11 protein-coding genes and 2 tRNA genes are annotated in these 12,995 nt (G+C 44.6%); 6 read left to right on the top strand and 7 right to left on the bottom strand.

The window, feature by feature from the left end:
• Positions 1-190 precede the first annotated feature (190 nt).
• Both MKA69_RS00360 and sodB read right to left on the bottom strand, forming a co-directional pair.
• Positions 191-694: a VC2046/SO_2500 family protein gene (locus tag MKA69_RS00360; RefSeq protein WP_055028317.1), complete on the bottom strand. Its 504-nt coding sequence runs from the start codon at positions 692-694 to the stop codon at positions 191-193.
• Between the two features lie 114 nt (positions 695-808).
• On the bottom strand, positions 809-1,393 hold the full coding sequence (gene sodB / locus MKA69_RS00355) for a superoxide dismutase [Fe] (protein WP_000863550.1): 585 nt from the start codon (positions 1,391-1,393) through the stop codon (positions 809-811).
• Positions 1,394-1,676: 283 nt separating this feature from the next.
• On the opposite strand from sodB, the gene MKA69_RS00350 reads away from it, so the two are divergent.
• The 3 genes from MKA69_RS00350 (at position 1,677) to MKA69_RS00340 (ending at position 4,979) form a co-directional block, all read left to right on the top strand.
• Positions 1,677-2,009, top strand: a complete 333-nt coding sequence (locus tag MKA69_RS00350; protein ID WP_000447539.1) for a Grx4 family monothiol glutaredoxin — start codon at positions 1,677-1,679, stop codon at positions 2,007-2,009.
• Positions 2,010-2,092: 83 nt separating this feature from the next.
• A complete protein-coding gene (locus MKA69_RS00345; protein WP_305847342.1) occupies positions 2,093-4,036 on the top strand; it encodes a DNA topoisomerase III in 1,944 nt (647 codons plus the stop codon).
• A 22-nt stretch (positions 4,037-4,058) separates the two neighbouring features.
• Complete coding sequence (locus tag MKA69_RS00340) at positions 4,059-4,979, top strand: histone deacetylase (RefSeq protein WP_305847341.1); 921 nt, start codon at positions 4,059-4,061, stop codon at positions 4,977-4,979.
• Positions 4,980-5,041: 62 nt separating this feature from the next.
• On the opposite strand, the gene MKA69_RS00335 is transcribed toward MKA69_RS00340, so the two are convergent.
• The 4 genes from MKA69_RS00335 to MKA69_RS00320 form a co-directional block, all read right to left on the bottom strand.
• A tRNA-Ser gene (locus MKA69_RS00335) sits at positions 5,042-5,132 on the bottom strand.
• A gap of 164 nt (positions 5,133-5,296) precedes the next feature.
• Positions 5,297-5,373: transfer RNA gene (locus tag MKA69_RS00330), tRNA-Pro, on the bottom strand.
• Positions 5,374-5,436: 63 nt separating this feature from the next.
• Positions 5,437-7,242: a DUF3413 domain-containing protein gene (locus MKA69_RS00325; RefSeq protein WP_000230319.1), complete on the bottom strand. Its 1,806-nt coding sequence runs from the start codon at positions 7,240-7,242 to the stop codon at positions 5,437-5,439.
• A gap of 35 nt (positions 7,243-7,277) precedes the next feature.
• Positions 7,278-7,493, bottom strand: a complete 216-nt coding sequence (locus tag MKA69_RS00320) for a YejL family protein (RefSeq protein ID WP_001123172.1) — start codon at positions 7,491-7,493, stop codon at positions 7,278-7,280.
• 84 nt (positions 7,494-7,577) lie between these two features.
• Between MKA69_RS00320 and yejK the strand changes: the two genes are divergently transcribed.
• Both yejK and MKA69_RS00310 read left to right on the top strand, forming a co-directional pair.
• Entirely contained in the window at positions 7,578-8,579 is a 1,002-nt protein-coding gene (gene yejK / locus MKA69_RS00315) for a nucleoid-associated protein YejK (protein WP_305847340.1), read from the top strand.
• A gap of 151 nt (positions 8,580-8,730) precedes the next feature.
• Complete coding sequence (locus MKA69_RS00310) at positions 8,731-9,927, top strand: Hpt domain-containing protein (protein ID WP_095457772.1); 1,197 nt, start codon at positions 8,731-8,733, stop codon at positions 9,925-9,927.
• Between the two features lie 47 nt (positions 9,928-9,974).
• Here the strand turns inward: MKA69_RS00310 and nhaC are convergent, their stop codons facing one another.
• Complete coding sequence (gene nhaC / locus MKA69_RS00305; RefSeq protein ID WP_000938457.1) at positions 9,975-11,414, bottom strand: Na+/H+ antiporter NhaC; 1,440 nt, start codon at positions 11,412-11,414, stop codon at positions 9,975-9,977.
• 424 nt (positions 11,415-11,838) lie between these two features.
• Between nhaC and asd the strand changes: the two genes are divergently transcribed.
• Entirely contained in the window at positions 11,839-12,951 is a 1,113-nt protein-coding gene (gene asd / locus MKA69_RS00300) for an aspartate-semialdehyde dehydrogenase (RefSeq protein WP_305847339.1), read from the top strand.
• The last annotated feature ends 44 nt before the right edge of the window (positions 12,952-12,995 follow it).

The following is a 12,995-nucleotide window of genomic DNA, read 5'->3' as shown; positions in this document are numbered from 1 at the left end:
TGCATTTTTAACCGTCAGGTTACGCAGGGGGTTTGGACAGCATGGTTGATTAGATGTGTATACAGTGTGAATAAGTTCAAATAACTTTGGATTTAGCAAACAGAAAGCCAATAGTTTGCATCCATTCACAAAAATTATTAGATCGCAACTTTGTTTGCAGTATGGTCTATGTATTAGGCCGGTCGAATGATCAAACCGACAGACGGAATTGATCTTGACGATAAGCGGTCGCAAGGCGGTGGTAAAAATCTTTGGCCAATAGAGCTGTCGGTGTCTTTTCTGCTAAATGACGCCGCTCATGACCTGAAAGATTTAGATAGACTTCTTCAGGGAAGCCTTGAGTATCTTGTGGACGATAAGTCAGTGCTTCTGGGGTCAGGTAGTGGCTGAGTTTGGCGCTTGCCATTCCGCCTTCATGAAACAGCGCTGCCTGTTTGGCTGAAATCTGATATGAGCTTTCATCATTTTCCAGTGGTTGAGGTTCTGCAAGTTCAAAACGCTGGCGAAGAACTTGTTCAGTCGTAGGTGATTCATGGATTTTGTCTATAGGAGTGTTGTCGCGCACATCGTTAGAAAAAAGTGCCAATAACAGGGCAAAGTCAGCACGACGTCCTTGCGTTACCGCTTGGCTTATACCTTGGCCAAAATGCAGCTCGCTAATGATTCCCGCTTTGTCTAACGTGTGGACTTGCATGACTCTCTCCCCTTGATATTCGTTTAACGGCTTCAGGGCAGAAAACTTGAGGAGATGAAATCAAAAAAGCCTGCAAAATTGCAGGCTTATGACGATTAAATAAGCAATAGGAACTTATTTAGCTAGGTTCTGAGCAACAAAGTCCCAGTTAACCAGTGCCCAGAAACCATTCATGTAGTCTGGACGCACATTACGGTAGTCGATGTAGTATGCGTGTTCCCACAGGTCAACGGTCAGCAGTGGTGTCACGCCTGCTTCTGTCAGCGGAGTTGCTGCATTTGAAGTGTTCGTGATGGCAAGAGAACCGTCCGCTTTTTTCACCAACCAAGTCCAAGATGAACCGAAGTTGTTGATTGCAGAATCTGTGAATTTAGCTTTGAAGTCAGCGAAAGAACCGAATGCTGCATTGATTGCTTCAGCAACCGCGCCCGTTGGCTCACCGCCACCGTTTGGTGACAGGCAGTGCCAGTAGAACGTGTGGTTCCAAATTTGCGCTGCGTTGTTGAAAACACCACCAGTTGAGGTCTTGATGATCTCTTCTAGTGATTTGTTTTCAAACTCAGTACCTGGGATCAGACCATTCAGTTTTACCACGTAAGTGTTGTGGTGTTTACCGTGGTGGAAATCCAGAGTTTCTGCTGAGATGTGTGGTTCCAGCGCGTCTTTCGCGTAAGGAAGAGCGGGTAGTTCAAATGCCATTGCTCGATTCTCCGTTGAGTGTAAAGAGAGGGATCTCTTTATATCGTTGCTTCCAGTGTATTGTTTTCTTCGTCGTTACGACTGACTTGCCAAGTATTTTAGCAACTTTTTACTTTATTAAAACCCCGAAGACAGAAAAAGATCGGTCTAGGGTGCTCACAAAAGCGCTAACGAGACAAACAAGATAAGTCTACTCTTTATCCACATAGAGAATATGCTTTTTATTCTCAGTTATTGCTTTAGAATGTGCCCATATTTGATGACATCCATTAATGAGGAAGCGATGGAAACTATTGACAAAATCAAACAGCAAATCGCCGAAAACCCGATTCTGCTTTATATGAAAGGCTCACCAAAACTGCCAAGCTGTGGTTTTTCTTCGCAAGCTGCACAAGCTCTGATGGCGTGTGGTGAGAAGTTTGCTTATGTAGATATCCTACAAAATCCAGACATCCGTGCAGAGCTACCGGTTTACGCTCAGTGGCCTACTTTCCCACAACTGTGGATTGAAGGTGAGCTGATTGGTGGTTGCGACATCATGCTGGAGATGTTCCAAAAGGGTGAACTGCAAACACTGATTAAAGAAGCGGCATCTCGTACCGCGAGTGAAGAATAACACTGTATAAAACGACAGTTTTTCTTGATTTTATAAGGCCACATTGAGTAATGTGGCCTTAATTTTATCCGCCAATGTATGCTATGAGCCGACTCATTATTGCTGAAAAACCAAGCCTTGCCCGAGCCATCGCCGATGCTTTGCCAAAACCGCATAAGAAAGAGCAAGGTTGTATTCGCTGTGCCAATGGCGATGTCGTAACTTGGTGTATTGGGCATCTTCTTGAGCAAGTTGAGCCAGATGCTTATGATGAACGCTACAAAAAATGGAACATGGCGGATCTGCCGATTATTCCGCAGCAGTGGCAACTGCGCCCGAGAAAATCTTCTTCCCAACAGCTGACAGTGGTTCGCAAACTGCTTAAAGATGCGAATCAAATTATTCATGCAGGCGATCCGGATCGTGAAGGGCAACTGCTAGTGGATGAAGTACTGGATTATTGCAAAGTTCCGAATAGCAAAAAAGAAACCGTGCAGCGCCTTTTGATCAGTGATTTAAATCTTTCAGCAGTAAAGCGAGCATTACAAGGTTTGCGCAGTAACCGTGAATTTATTCCACTTTCAGTATCTGCCTTGGCGCGTTCACGTGCTGACTGGCTGTATGGTATGAATATGTCACGGGCTTATACCTTGCTTGGAAAAAAAGCCGGTTATCAAGGCGTGCTCTCCGTAGGGCGAGTACAAACACCGGTACTCGGCTTAGTGGTGAGACGAGATGAAGAGATCGAGAATTTTGTCCCGCATGATTACTTTACTCTGGATGCTTTAATTCCTTACCAAAGTGGCGCGGAGCACTTTGATATTCGTGCTCGCTGGAAGCCAAGTGAGGCATGTTTGCCGTGGCAAGATGAAGACGGGCGAGTGACTAACCGCAAACTGGTAGAGAATGTGGCTAGTCGCATTGCCCATCAGCCCGCCACTGTGACGGAATCAGAACAAGATCAAACTAAGCAAGCCGCTCCTTTACCTTATTCACTCTCTGCGCTGCAAATTGATGCTGCTAAGCGTTATAACATGAGTGCGCAGCAAGTCTTGGATATTTGCCAATCTCTTTATGAGAAACATAAGCTGATCACCTATCCGCGTTCAGATTGCCGATATCTCCCGAAAGAGCATTTGGCTCAGGCGGCTGATGTTGTGGCCGCTATTGCCAATAATGCGCAAGAAATGCTCACGGCCGTTAACAATGCGAATTTATCGCTACGCTCCAAAGCTTGGAATGACAGTAAAGTGGACGCGCACCACGCCATTATCCCCACGCCCAAAAAGGCTAGCGTGAATGCGTTGTCTAGCTATGAGATGAAGGTGTATCAACTCATTGCTCGCCAATACTTAATTCAGTTCTATCCTGCGGCAGTGTATGCAGAGGCTAAGTTGGTCTTCAACATCGCCGGTGGAGTTTTTATTGCGAAAGGGCGTCAACTGCTTAGTGCTGGATGGAAAGCGTTGACTGGTCATCAAGATGAACAAGAAGAGGGCGTGGATAAAGTCCCTCCTCTGGCTGTTGGTACGGTGCTACAGTGTCGAGAAGGGGAAATAAAACAGAGACAAACAGAGCCTCCTCGCCATTTTACTGAAGCAACACTTTTACAGGCGATGACGGGGATAGCCCGCTTTGTTGCTGATAAAGAACTGAAAAAAATTCTGCGGGACACGGATGGTTTGGGTACAGAAGCAACCCGAGCAGGGATTCTGGATACCCTGTTTAAACGCGGACTTTTGCTGCGCGATAACAAGCTGATTAAAAGCACTCCGGCGGGACGAGGTTTAATTCACGCATTACCACTGGAAGCCACATATCCAGATATGACAGCACATTGGGAACACCAACTACAAGCGATTGCTGAAAAAGGCCAAGCATACCAACCCTTTATGCAAACTTTACAGGTACGTTTAGAGCAGCTCATCGCGCAAGTCAAATGTGCCCCTGTGCCTACCTCATTGCAATCCTTGCCCGTGGTGAAGAAAGCGGCCTTTAAGCGCATACGTCGTGCTCCAAACAATAAAACTAGAACGTATAAAGCCTAAATGAACCAGAGTTGAGTAGCGTATGATCCCGCTGATTTATCATCCCATTTATTCACAATTGGAATTGCCTGTCGGTCATCGATATCCCATCAACAAATATCGTTTACTGTATGAAGAAATTGTACGTCAGCAAGAACACAGTGAAGAGTGGCGAACTGCATTTCACTTTATGGCTCCACAAATGGCAGCGCTCTCATTGGTGAGGTCAGTACATGATTCGGACTATGTGCGGGCTTTGCTGGAAGGAACATTACCAGCCGCCAAGATGCGCCGGATAGGCTTTCCTTGGAGTGAAAAACTGATTGAGCGTACATTGTTTTCAGTCGGTGGAACCTGCTTAACGGTTGAACACGCGCTGCACTCGGGACTTGCCATTCACCTCAGTGGTGGTTATCACCACGCCCATGTGGACTTTGGTAGCGGCTTCTGTTTGTTTAATGATTTAGCGATAGCGGCACATTTCGCGCTCTCTTTATCCGGTGTTGATAAAGTGCTGATCATTGATAGTGATGTACATCATGGCGATGGAACGGCAACCTTGTGTGCGCAGCGAGATGATATCATTACCCTTTCGTTTCATTGTGATAAGAATTTCCCAGCACGAAAACCAGCTTCTGATATGGATATTGAGTTTTGTAAACAAACGGGAGACAGCGAGTTTATTTCGACATTTAAACAGGTGGTTGAAATCGCAGTCAGTGTTCATCAACCTGATCTGATTATTTACGATGCTGGTGTTGATATCCATCATGATGATGAGTTGGGCTATTTATCCATTTCTCAGGAAGCTATAGCACAACGCGATCGTTTTATATTGGGTTTGGCGAAGCAGGAGAGCATCCCAATCGCTTGTGTCATCGGTGGAGGGTATCGTGAAGACCACGCAGCGCTAGTGCCATTGCATCTTGAGTTACTGAAAGCGGCGTTAAGCACGGCGTATTGAAGTGAAAATTTAATCACATGTAAAAGCAAAAAGCCGCTGAATAATCAGCGGCTTTTCTAATGTGGCGGAGAGATAGGGATTTGAACCCTAGGATAGCTATTAACCATCGCCGGTTTTCAAGACCGGTGCTTTCAACCACTCAGCCATCTCTCCGTTTGTGCGCGCATAATATCGGCCTGACGCTTGCTTGTAAAGCCCCTAAAATACTGTTTGCTCTAATTATGTACACTTGGTCGCTATTTTTATTGCTAAGCGCTATTTTTTACAAGTTCTAAAACGGAAAAGGGGAGTTTCAAAGAAACTCCCCTTTAGGTGTATGGTCGGACTGAGAGGATTTGAACCTCCGACCCCCGACACCCCATGACGGTGCGCTACCAAGCTGCGCTACAGTCCGATGGGCGTAATCTAATAACTTTTCTCTAAGGCGTCAACCCTAGGGTACCTTAAAATAATGAATTTAATTGTCTTTTGCGTAAAAACGCTGCAATTCGGTCAAACCTTGCATTAACACGGGTAATGTTGGAGTAACCTCTTTAAGGCGTTGGTAATTCGCATCATAAACTTTAAAGTTGCCCAATTTATCGATCACGGTGGTTTGCGAATCTGTAATTAAGGCTAACTCACGTGAATCACCGGCTAAAATCCATTTTCGTTTACTTTCGTTAAACAGATTTTTACCGCTGCTGTAGTCAATTGGGTTTGATGAAACCCCTAGTAAATCTTGCATTAGAGTCACAGAGAAATCGAGGTGACTAGAGCGATGAGCATAAGTGCCAGCTACTTTACCTGGCCAATGAATAATCATGGGAACCTGTAACTGATAGCGACTATAGTTGCTGTTCGCGCCCCAAGTATTTGTTTTAGTCTCGTTAAACTCAGTACCATGATTAGAGGTGATGACAACCACCGTGTTGTCTAACAATGCCATGGATTCTAATTGGTCAAGCAAGTTTTTGATTACGTTATCTGCTTGGGTCGCAGAAAGGTTATAAGCATCACGTAAACGGTCAGTTGCCGATGATTTGGTCGTGTCAGATTTAAGCGCTGAAAACTCTTCAACAGTTGTGAATTCTAAATAGCTAAACCACGGTTTTCCCTGTGTTGTGACTAGCCACTCAGACCATGCTTTTACCGCCTGATCATCAGCACTGTTCTCTTTAACGAAAGCTATTTCAGCAAGGTCTAAAGAGCGGAATAATGTTTCATGGTAAAGCGGGTCAGAGAAGTTACTGCCACTGAATAATCCAAATTGATAGCCATTCTTTTTCATGACATCAATAAATGCGGGCGGATTACCTTGAATCCGAACGCTACTCGCATAAGTGCTCGGCAAACCATAAAACAGGCCAAACAGGCCAAACATATCGTTGCTTGAACTGTAATGGTTAGTGAAGTTGAGGTTCTCGCTAGCAAACTGATATGCGTTTGGCATTAAATCAGGCGTTAGTGTATCGGCGCGCAAATTATTAATACTAACCACCAATACATTTAGGTTATTGGTGCGCCGATTAAATTCTAGAGGCTCAAGAGGATAGATTAGCCCATCAGTGCCGTTATTTTGTTCAGCAAGGCGCTTGGTATACTCTTCTCTATCAAATAAACCGTGCTTTTCCATAAAGGATTTAGCCGTCATTGGATAGGACAGAGGGAAGTTTGCCCGCTGGTTGGTCACCGATGAATAGAGATAGGCATCCGACCAAACGTAAATGAGATGACTGGTAATAAAACTGATAAAAAATACGGCTGCAATAGGGCGACCAATACGCTTATGGGATAGCTTGCGCTGTTTGCGCCATACCCATTCTGATAATCCCAGTTCAAGCAGAAAAATCAGCGGTAAGACAACAAATAGATGCTGTAGATCAGCGCTCACGCTGCTCGTCTCATCATTAAAAAGAAGCTCCCACACCACGGGGTTAAGGTGTAGATTGATGATTTGATAGGCTTGAGTATCGATCAGTAAAACAGTGAGACCGAGAGTTGAAAAGCAGACCGCTAAAAAACGAAACAGACTTCTTGATGGGACAAGAAAGGTCAAAGGAAAAAGCACTAACAGATAGAGTGCAAAAACAAGAAAACCGAAATGCCCAACCCAAGACAGCACAAGGTAGAGTTGCCCGATTAGCGTTTCTGGCCAAGGAGATTGAGAGATATATCGAGTGCCAATGAGCATGGCTGCGATGATATTAAAGAAGGCAAACCAATGCCCCCAACCTACCAAACGAGATACTCTATCGCCGTATGTATTTCCGCTCTCTACCATGTGCTTTTTCTATTTATTGGTTAAATGGGTCAATTTTAGCTTTGCAAAGATGACACTAACGCTTGTGCGAATTTTTCTGCAATCACTTTACGTTGTGAAGCTGCAACGTTTTGATTAAGCACGTTCGTTGCGATATTACCTACGAGCATTAAGGTTAGCTCTGGTGAGGTATTATGTTTGTTTAGTACCGCAGCAATTTCAGTCAGAATGGATTCAACGTGTTCGTCACTGTATTTCGATGTAATAGGCATATTGACTCTGATGATGATAGTAAAAGCGGCTTATGATACCCTACTATGCCTAACAACTGAAACCAGAACGATGATTATTTCACTATGAGCCTATTCCTTTCTAACGTGATTCTGCACCAGCTCCGTAAAAATGATAACGATGAGTTGGTCGTAAACTATCGCGCTGAATCTCTCCGCAATGATACGTCAACTGAAAACTTAGTCGCTGAGTTACATCGTGTTTTTAATGCAAAAGCGGGTAAAGGTTTCGGTTGTTTTAAGTCAGACAGTGAATTCCAGCTTTGGTTGCAAGAGATGCGCCGTGGAGAATTGCCTTTCTACGATTTTTCACAACAGAGTGCTCAGCGTTTAAAGAATGAACTCGCAAAATACCCTTTTGCCGATGAGGGCATTTTGGTGATGGCGGAATATCAATCGTTGGCGACAGATTATCTGTTTATTGGCTTGCTGCCCCTCAACCAAAGCCTGAAAGTTACAGAAGGGTTAGACATCAGTGCCACCGATTATTTGGATATCAATAAAATGGATATCGTGGCACGTATTGATCTTTCTAGTTATGAAACAGACAAAGAGTCCAAACGCTATTTGAGTTACATCAAAGGTCGAGTTGGGCGTAAAGTGGCCGATTTTTTCCTTGATTTCCTGCAGGCGGATATTGGTCTCGATACTAAGCAGCAAAATCAAGTGCTTATGCAGGCGGTGGAAGATTTTTGTGCTGATGCTAAGTTCGAAAAAGATGAAGTGATCAGTTACAAAAAGCAAGTATATGAATACTGCAATGATCAGATGAAATCGGGCGATGAAGTAAAAGTGCAAGAGTTGTCTGGGGAATTGCCGCCAAGCAATGAAGGGGTCAACTTTTTCGACTTTACGCGTGAGCAAGGCTATGAGCTGGAGGAGAGTTTTCCTGCGGATCGATCTACCGTACGTAAACTGACGAAATATGTGGGCGCCGGTGGTGGTTTGAACTTAAGTTTTGACAGCTTGTTGCTGGGAGTGCGTGTGTTCTATGACCCAGAAACTGACACGCTGACGATTAAAGGAACGCCACCGAATTTACGTGATCAATTGACTCGCTTACGTTAACGAGCAGTAATCAATACTGTGAGTCATACACCATTCACTTTGCTAAAGAGAGCGATCACGCTCTCTTTTTTTTAAGCAAATCACCACATTGCCCATCAAGCTTAAAAATTGCGTATATGCTTGATCTTAGGTTTTTACTAGGATCGTTGGCATGGAACAAATCTTATCGAATAAGCGGTTGAGAAATAACGCTGTGATGACGATTTTTGTTGTATGGGGGATCGTAGCAGCCTTGATGTTGTGGCAATTTTACCAGATCTCATCATCTTCACGTAGCCTTGACGAGTTGACCAATCGCTTAATGCACTTTCGCGATACGCTCTATTTCTCGCAGCCTTATCGAGCAAACCACGCTCCAGATTTGGAACTTGAACTCTCCTTGCTGCTCGCGTTACGTATGCAAATTGAAGCGGAGCAATCTCATGTTTGGTTTGCCGGTGATGTACAACAACTGCTGTATCAAACGGATCGATTTATTGAACAGGCGAGAGCCTTTTTGAACATAGAGCTACACCCTACGGAGTTAGCGGAGTTGTTGCGGCAAAACCGACAAAAGGTTACGCAGAATGATGCGCGATTAGCAGAATATTTCGAGCTCGGAGCCTTGAGTTTTGAGGCTTTGTTTGCTGATCATCGGACTAACCCAGACATCTATCGCAGTTTGGATCGTCTCTTAAAAAGCTCACTTACCTTACCTAACGCAGAGCAAGAACATCTACAGATTGCCTTAGCCTATGTTTCCAAACTTCTTACGCAATATGCAGAAGGCGACAATATTGCCAATAAACTGTTAAACCATGCTGTCTACGAAGAGGCGAGCTTGCTTGAAGAAGAGTACCACCGTCAATTGTGGAGCATGATGGTGATTTTGGTGTTTGGGAGTGTATTAGCCATGTTGAGCTTTATGCTGCTGTTATCTTGCCGTTCCTTTCCTGTTTTTCCCACACAAACTCATGAAGAACAAGAGCGTACTCCGATAGATGGGGTAAGCAGCCAAGTGAACATCGAGCAATTAAAACAAGCATTAAATGGCAATATGAAATCGGTTCATCAGCTGCTGAATGTTTTCTTGGAAGATCATAAACAAGATGATGAAAGAATTCGCACACATATAGTGAACGATCCTCAAATGGCTCAACGTGTGAGTCATAGTTTGAAAAGTGCAGCGGCAAGCCTAGGGGCAGAAAGGTTAAAAAACGCGGCGGCAGAGATTGAAAGCGAGCTACAAGCAGGAAAAATGCCGAGTGAGCGAGTATTGGATAACTTATCCTCATACTTGGCAAAAACCGTTCGAGAAGTGGAATGGCATATGGCTCGGTTGCATTTAGAGTCTTACTCTTCGTTATAAATAAAAAGAGCGCCTTAGCGCGCTCTCTTCAAATGATTTTGAGGTTGTTATGCAGAAACAGGAACCTTGGAATTTTCAGCGTCGTCATCAAGTGTCGCGCAAGCCGTTGGTTCACATTTATCAACAAACCATCCGCAGTAAGAGGTCACGATGGTGACGATAATGCAGACAAAGCTCAGCCACATGAACGGCGCGTAAGAAAGCGTCGCGACACCGAGAATGCTGGCCATATAAATTCCGTTATCGCTCCATGGCACCATACCTGAGGTTAGCGTGCCACCAAACTCTGCGTTACGAGAAAGGTTTTTGCGTTGATAGCCTAAACGATCATAGTTTTTGGCACAGATTTTTGGAGTCAGGATCAGTGACACATACATTGCTGAGCCAAACACGTTACCCATGAAAGCGGTACCAATCGTGCTGGTCGCGAGTGAACCTGCGCTAGTTACTCGACGCTCAAACAGTTTTGCGATCGTTTCAAGCACGCCCACTTTATCTAACAAACCACCAAAACCAAGACCAAACACGATCACGGCAACTGAGCCAAGCATGGATGACATACCACCACGATTCAAAATCGCATCGATAAAGCTTACGCCAGATTCAATATTGTAAGGGGCCCATGCGGTGTTGAATGCTTGCAGGAAATCGACATCTTGAATCATCACTGCCCAAATAATGCCGAGTAGTGAGCCAAAACTGATCACAGGGAAAGAGGGCATACGCATGGCGAGCAGTCCGAGCACGATAAGTACAGGGACAAAAGAGTATGGGGTGATATAAAATTGCTGTTCCATCGCGGTAATCACCGTCTCAACCTGAGACATATCAACGTTACCCGCATAGTGGAAGCCAAACAGAGTAAACAGAACTCCTGTGATCACATAGCTGATCAAGGCAATCGGTAGCATCCCTTTGATGTGTTCCATCACTTCAACGTTTGACATCGAAGAGGCCAAAATAACCGAATCTGAAAGCGGTGACATTTTATCGCCGAAGTAGCAACCAGAAAGTACGGCACCCGCAGTAATCGGGGCTGGAATACCAAGGCCTTGGCCAATCCCCATCATCGCAATACCCGCCGTGCCTGCGGCGCCCCAGGAAGTGCCTGTTGCTAAAGCGGTTAGAGAGCAAATCACCATAGTGGCTAATAAAAAGATAGAAGGGTGAATGGCTTTCAAACCGTAATAAATAATGGTTGGGACAATACCACCTGAAATCCAGGTTCCGACCAAAGCACCTACGGCCAAGAGAATTAAAACCGCACCTAGGCCATTTGAGATGCCATTAAGGGCTGCGGTTTCTAAATCTTTGTATTTATGCCCTAGGCGAATGCCAAGAGTAATAATCACGAACCAGCCGATGTACAGAGCAAGCTGAATCGGTAAATCCAGTTGTGCAGTAAATGAAAACGCTAACAGCAAAAATAGTCCAAGCGAAACGATCACTTGGATCAAGCTTGGTAGGCGTTGTTGGGCTTGTAACATACTAAGAGCCTCTTATCCAATCGTTAGTAAGGAGTCAGGATGTCCTTATTGAGTCGGAGTGCACTTTACCGTAGTTAAAATAATATATCGACATTAAAGCTCTTTGTTGTGATTTATATCGTTCAAGTGGTTAATTTGTAGCATTTGCTGTTTAATTTTTGAGTTATTAATGAAAGCAAATCTTTTGTAATGTGGGTTTATTGTGTAACAAGAAATAAGTTTTTTGGTAAAAAACTGACGTCAACGCTCTCACTTGGTTAAAAAATGAGAGTTTTAAGGTGCTTGCCGCAAAAACGTCGATCACTTGACCAGAAGGATAAGAAAAAGTTGTGAGATTTGATAAGAAAGGCTTGAGATTTAAGGCTGAACCACTTATAGATGGAGCCAGTGATTTAACATTGGATCTACACGGAGAGTATGTGAAATGAGAGTAGGTTTAGTAGGTTGGCGTGGCATGGTCGGTTCTGTACTGATGCAACGCATGGTAGAAGAACGCGATTTTGATCTGATTGAGCCCGTTTTTTTCAGTACATCGCAAATTGGTGTTCTTGCCCCGAACTTTGGTAAAGAGGCGGGGATGCTACAGGATGCGTTTGATATTGAGAGCCTAAAACAGCTAGACGCCGTTATTACTTGCCAAGGTGGTAGCTATACCGAAAAAGTGTACCCAGCATTACGCCAAGCTGGTTGGAAGGGATATTGGATTGATGCCGCTTCTACTTTGCGTATGGATAAAGATGCGATCATCACACTAGATCCGGTCAACCTAAAACAAATTCTGCACGGTATTCACCACGGCACCAAAACTTTCGTTGGCGGTAACTGCACCGTGAGTTTAATGTTGATGGCTTTGGGTGGTTTGTACGAACGTGGCTTGGTTGAGTGGATGAGTGCCATGACATACCAAGCGGCCTCCGGTGCTGGCGCACAGAATATGCGTGAGTTAATTTCGCAAATGGGCGTCATTAATGATGCGGTGAGCTCAGAGTTGGCGAACCCTGCAAGTTCTATACTGGATATTGATAAAAAAGTGGCAGAGACCATGCGTTCTGCCTCTTTCCCAACCGATAACTTCGGCGTGCCGTTGGCGGGATCATTGATTCCTTGGATCGATGTGAAGCGTGATAACGGCCAAAGCAAAGAAGAATGGAAAGCGGGGGTTGAAGCCAACAAAATTCTTGGTTTGCAACATTCGCCCGTCCCCATTGATGGTACTTGTGTACGTATCGGTGCAATGCGTTGCCATTCTCAAGCTTTGACCATCAAGCTGAAACAGAATATTCCGCTTGATGAAATCGAAGAAATGATTGCGACTCATAATGATTGGGTGAAAGTGATCCCTAATGAACGTGATATTACTGCACGTGAACTCACCCCCGCGAAAGTCACTGGAACCTTATCGGTTCCTGTTGGGCGCCTACGTAAGATGGCGATGGGTGATGACTTCCTCAATGCCTTTACCGTCGGTGATCAATTACTGTGGGGGGCGGCAGAACCACTACGTCGTACTCTGCGCATCATCTTGGCTGAGAAGTAATTTTCCTGTGTACTTCGCATCAAATCTTAATAAAAAAGCGCCGA

Origin of the sequence: Vibrio sp. AH4 (assembly GCF_030710545.1) — a bacterium.
GTDB classification, from domain to species: domain Bacteria; phylum Pseudomonadota; class Gammaproteobacteria; order Enterobacterales; family Vibrionaceae; genus Vibrio; species Vibrio metoecus.
The sequence above is the reverse complement of the archived record's forward strand: the minus strand, read 5'-3'. Positions and strand labels throughout refer to the sequence as shown.

Bases quoted from the DNA above. Each gene is read 5' to 3' on its own strand.
- MKA69_RS00360 (WP_055028317.1), bottom strand. From the start codon at position 694: ATGCAAGTCCACACGTTAGACAAAGCGGGAATCATTAGCGAGCTGCAT.
- sodB (WP_000863550.1), bottom strand. From the start codon at position 1,393: ATGGCATTTGAACTACCCGCTCTTCCTTACGCGAAAGACGCGCTGGAA.
- MKA69_RS00350 (WP_000447539.1), top strand. From the start codon at position 1,677: ATGGAAACTATTGACAAAATCAAACAGCAAATCGCCGAAAACCCGATT.
- MKA69_RS00345 (WP_305847342.1), top strand. From the start codon at position 2,093: ATGAGCCGACTCATTATTGCTGAAAAACCAAGCCTTGCCCGAGCCATC.
- MKA69_RS00340 (WP_305847341.1), top strand. From the start codon at position 4,059: ATGATCCCGCTGATTTATCATCCCATTTATTCACAATTGGAATTGCCT.
- MKA69_RS00325 (WP_000230319.1), bottom strand. From the start codon at position 7,242: ATGGTAGAGAGCGGAAATACATACGGCGATAGAGTATCTCGTTTGGTA.
- MKA69_RS00320 (WP_001123172.1), bottom strand. From the start codon at position 7,493: ATGCCTATTACATCGAAATACAGTGACGAACACGTTGAATCCATTCTG.
- yejK (WP_305847340.1), top strand. From the start codon at position 7,578: ATGAGCCTATTCCTTTCTAACGTGATTCTGCACCAGCTCCGTAAAAAT.
- MKA69_RS00310 (WP_095457772.1), top strand. From the start codon at position 8,731: ATGGAACAAATCTTATCGAATAAGCGGTTGAGAAATAACGCTGTGATG.
- nhaC (WP_000938457.1), bottom strand. From the start codon at position 11,414: ATGTTACAAGCCCAACAACGCCTACCAAGCTTGATCCAAGTGATCGTT.
- asd (WP_305847339.1), top strand. From the start codon at position 11,839: ATGAGAGTAGGTTTAGTAGGTTGGCGTGGCATGGTCGGTTCTGTACTG.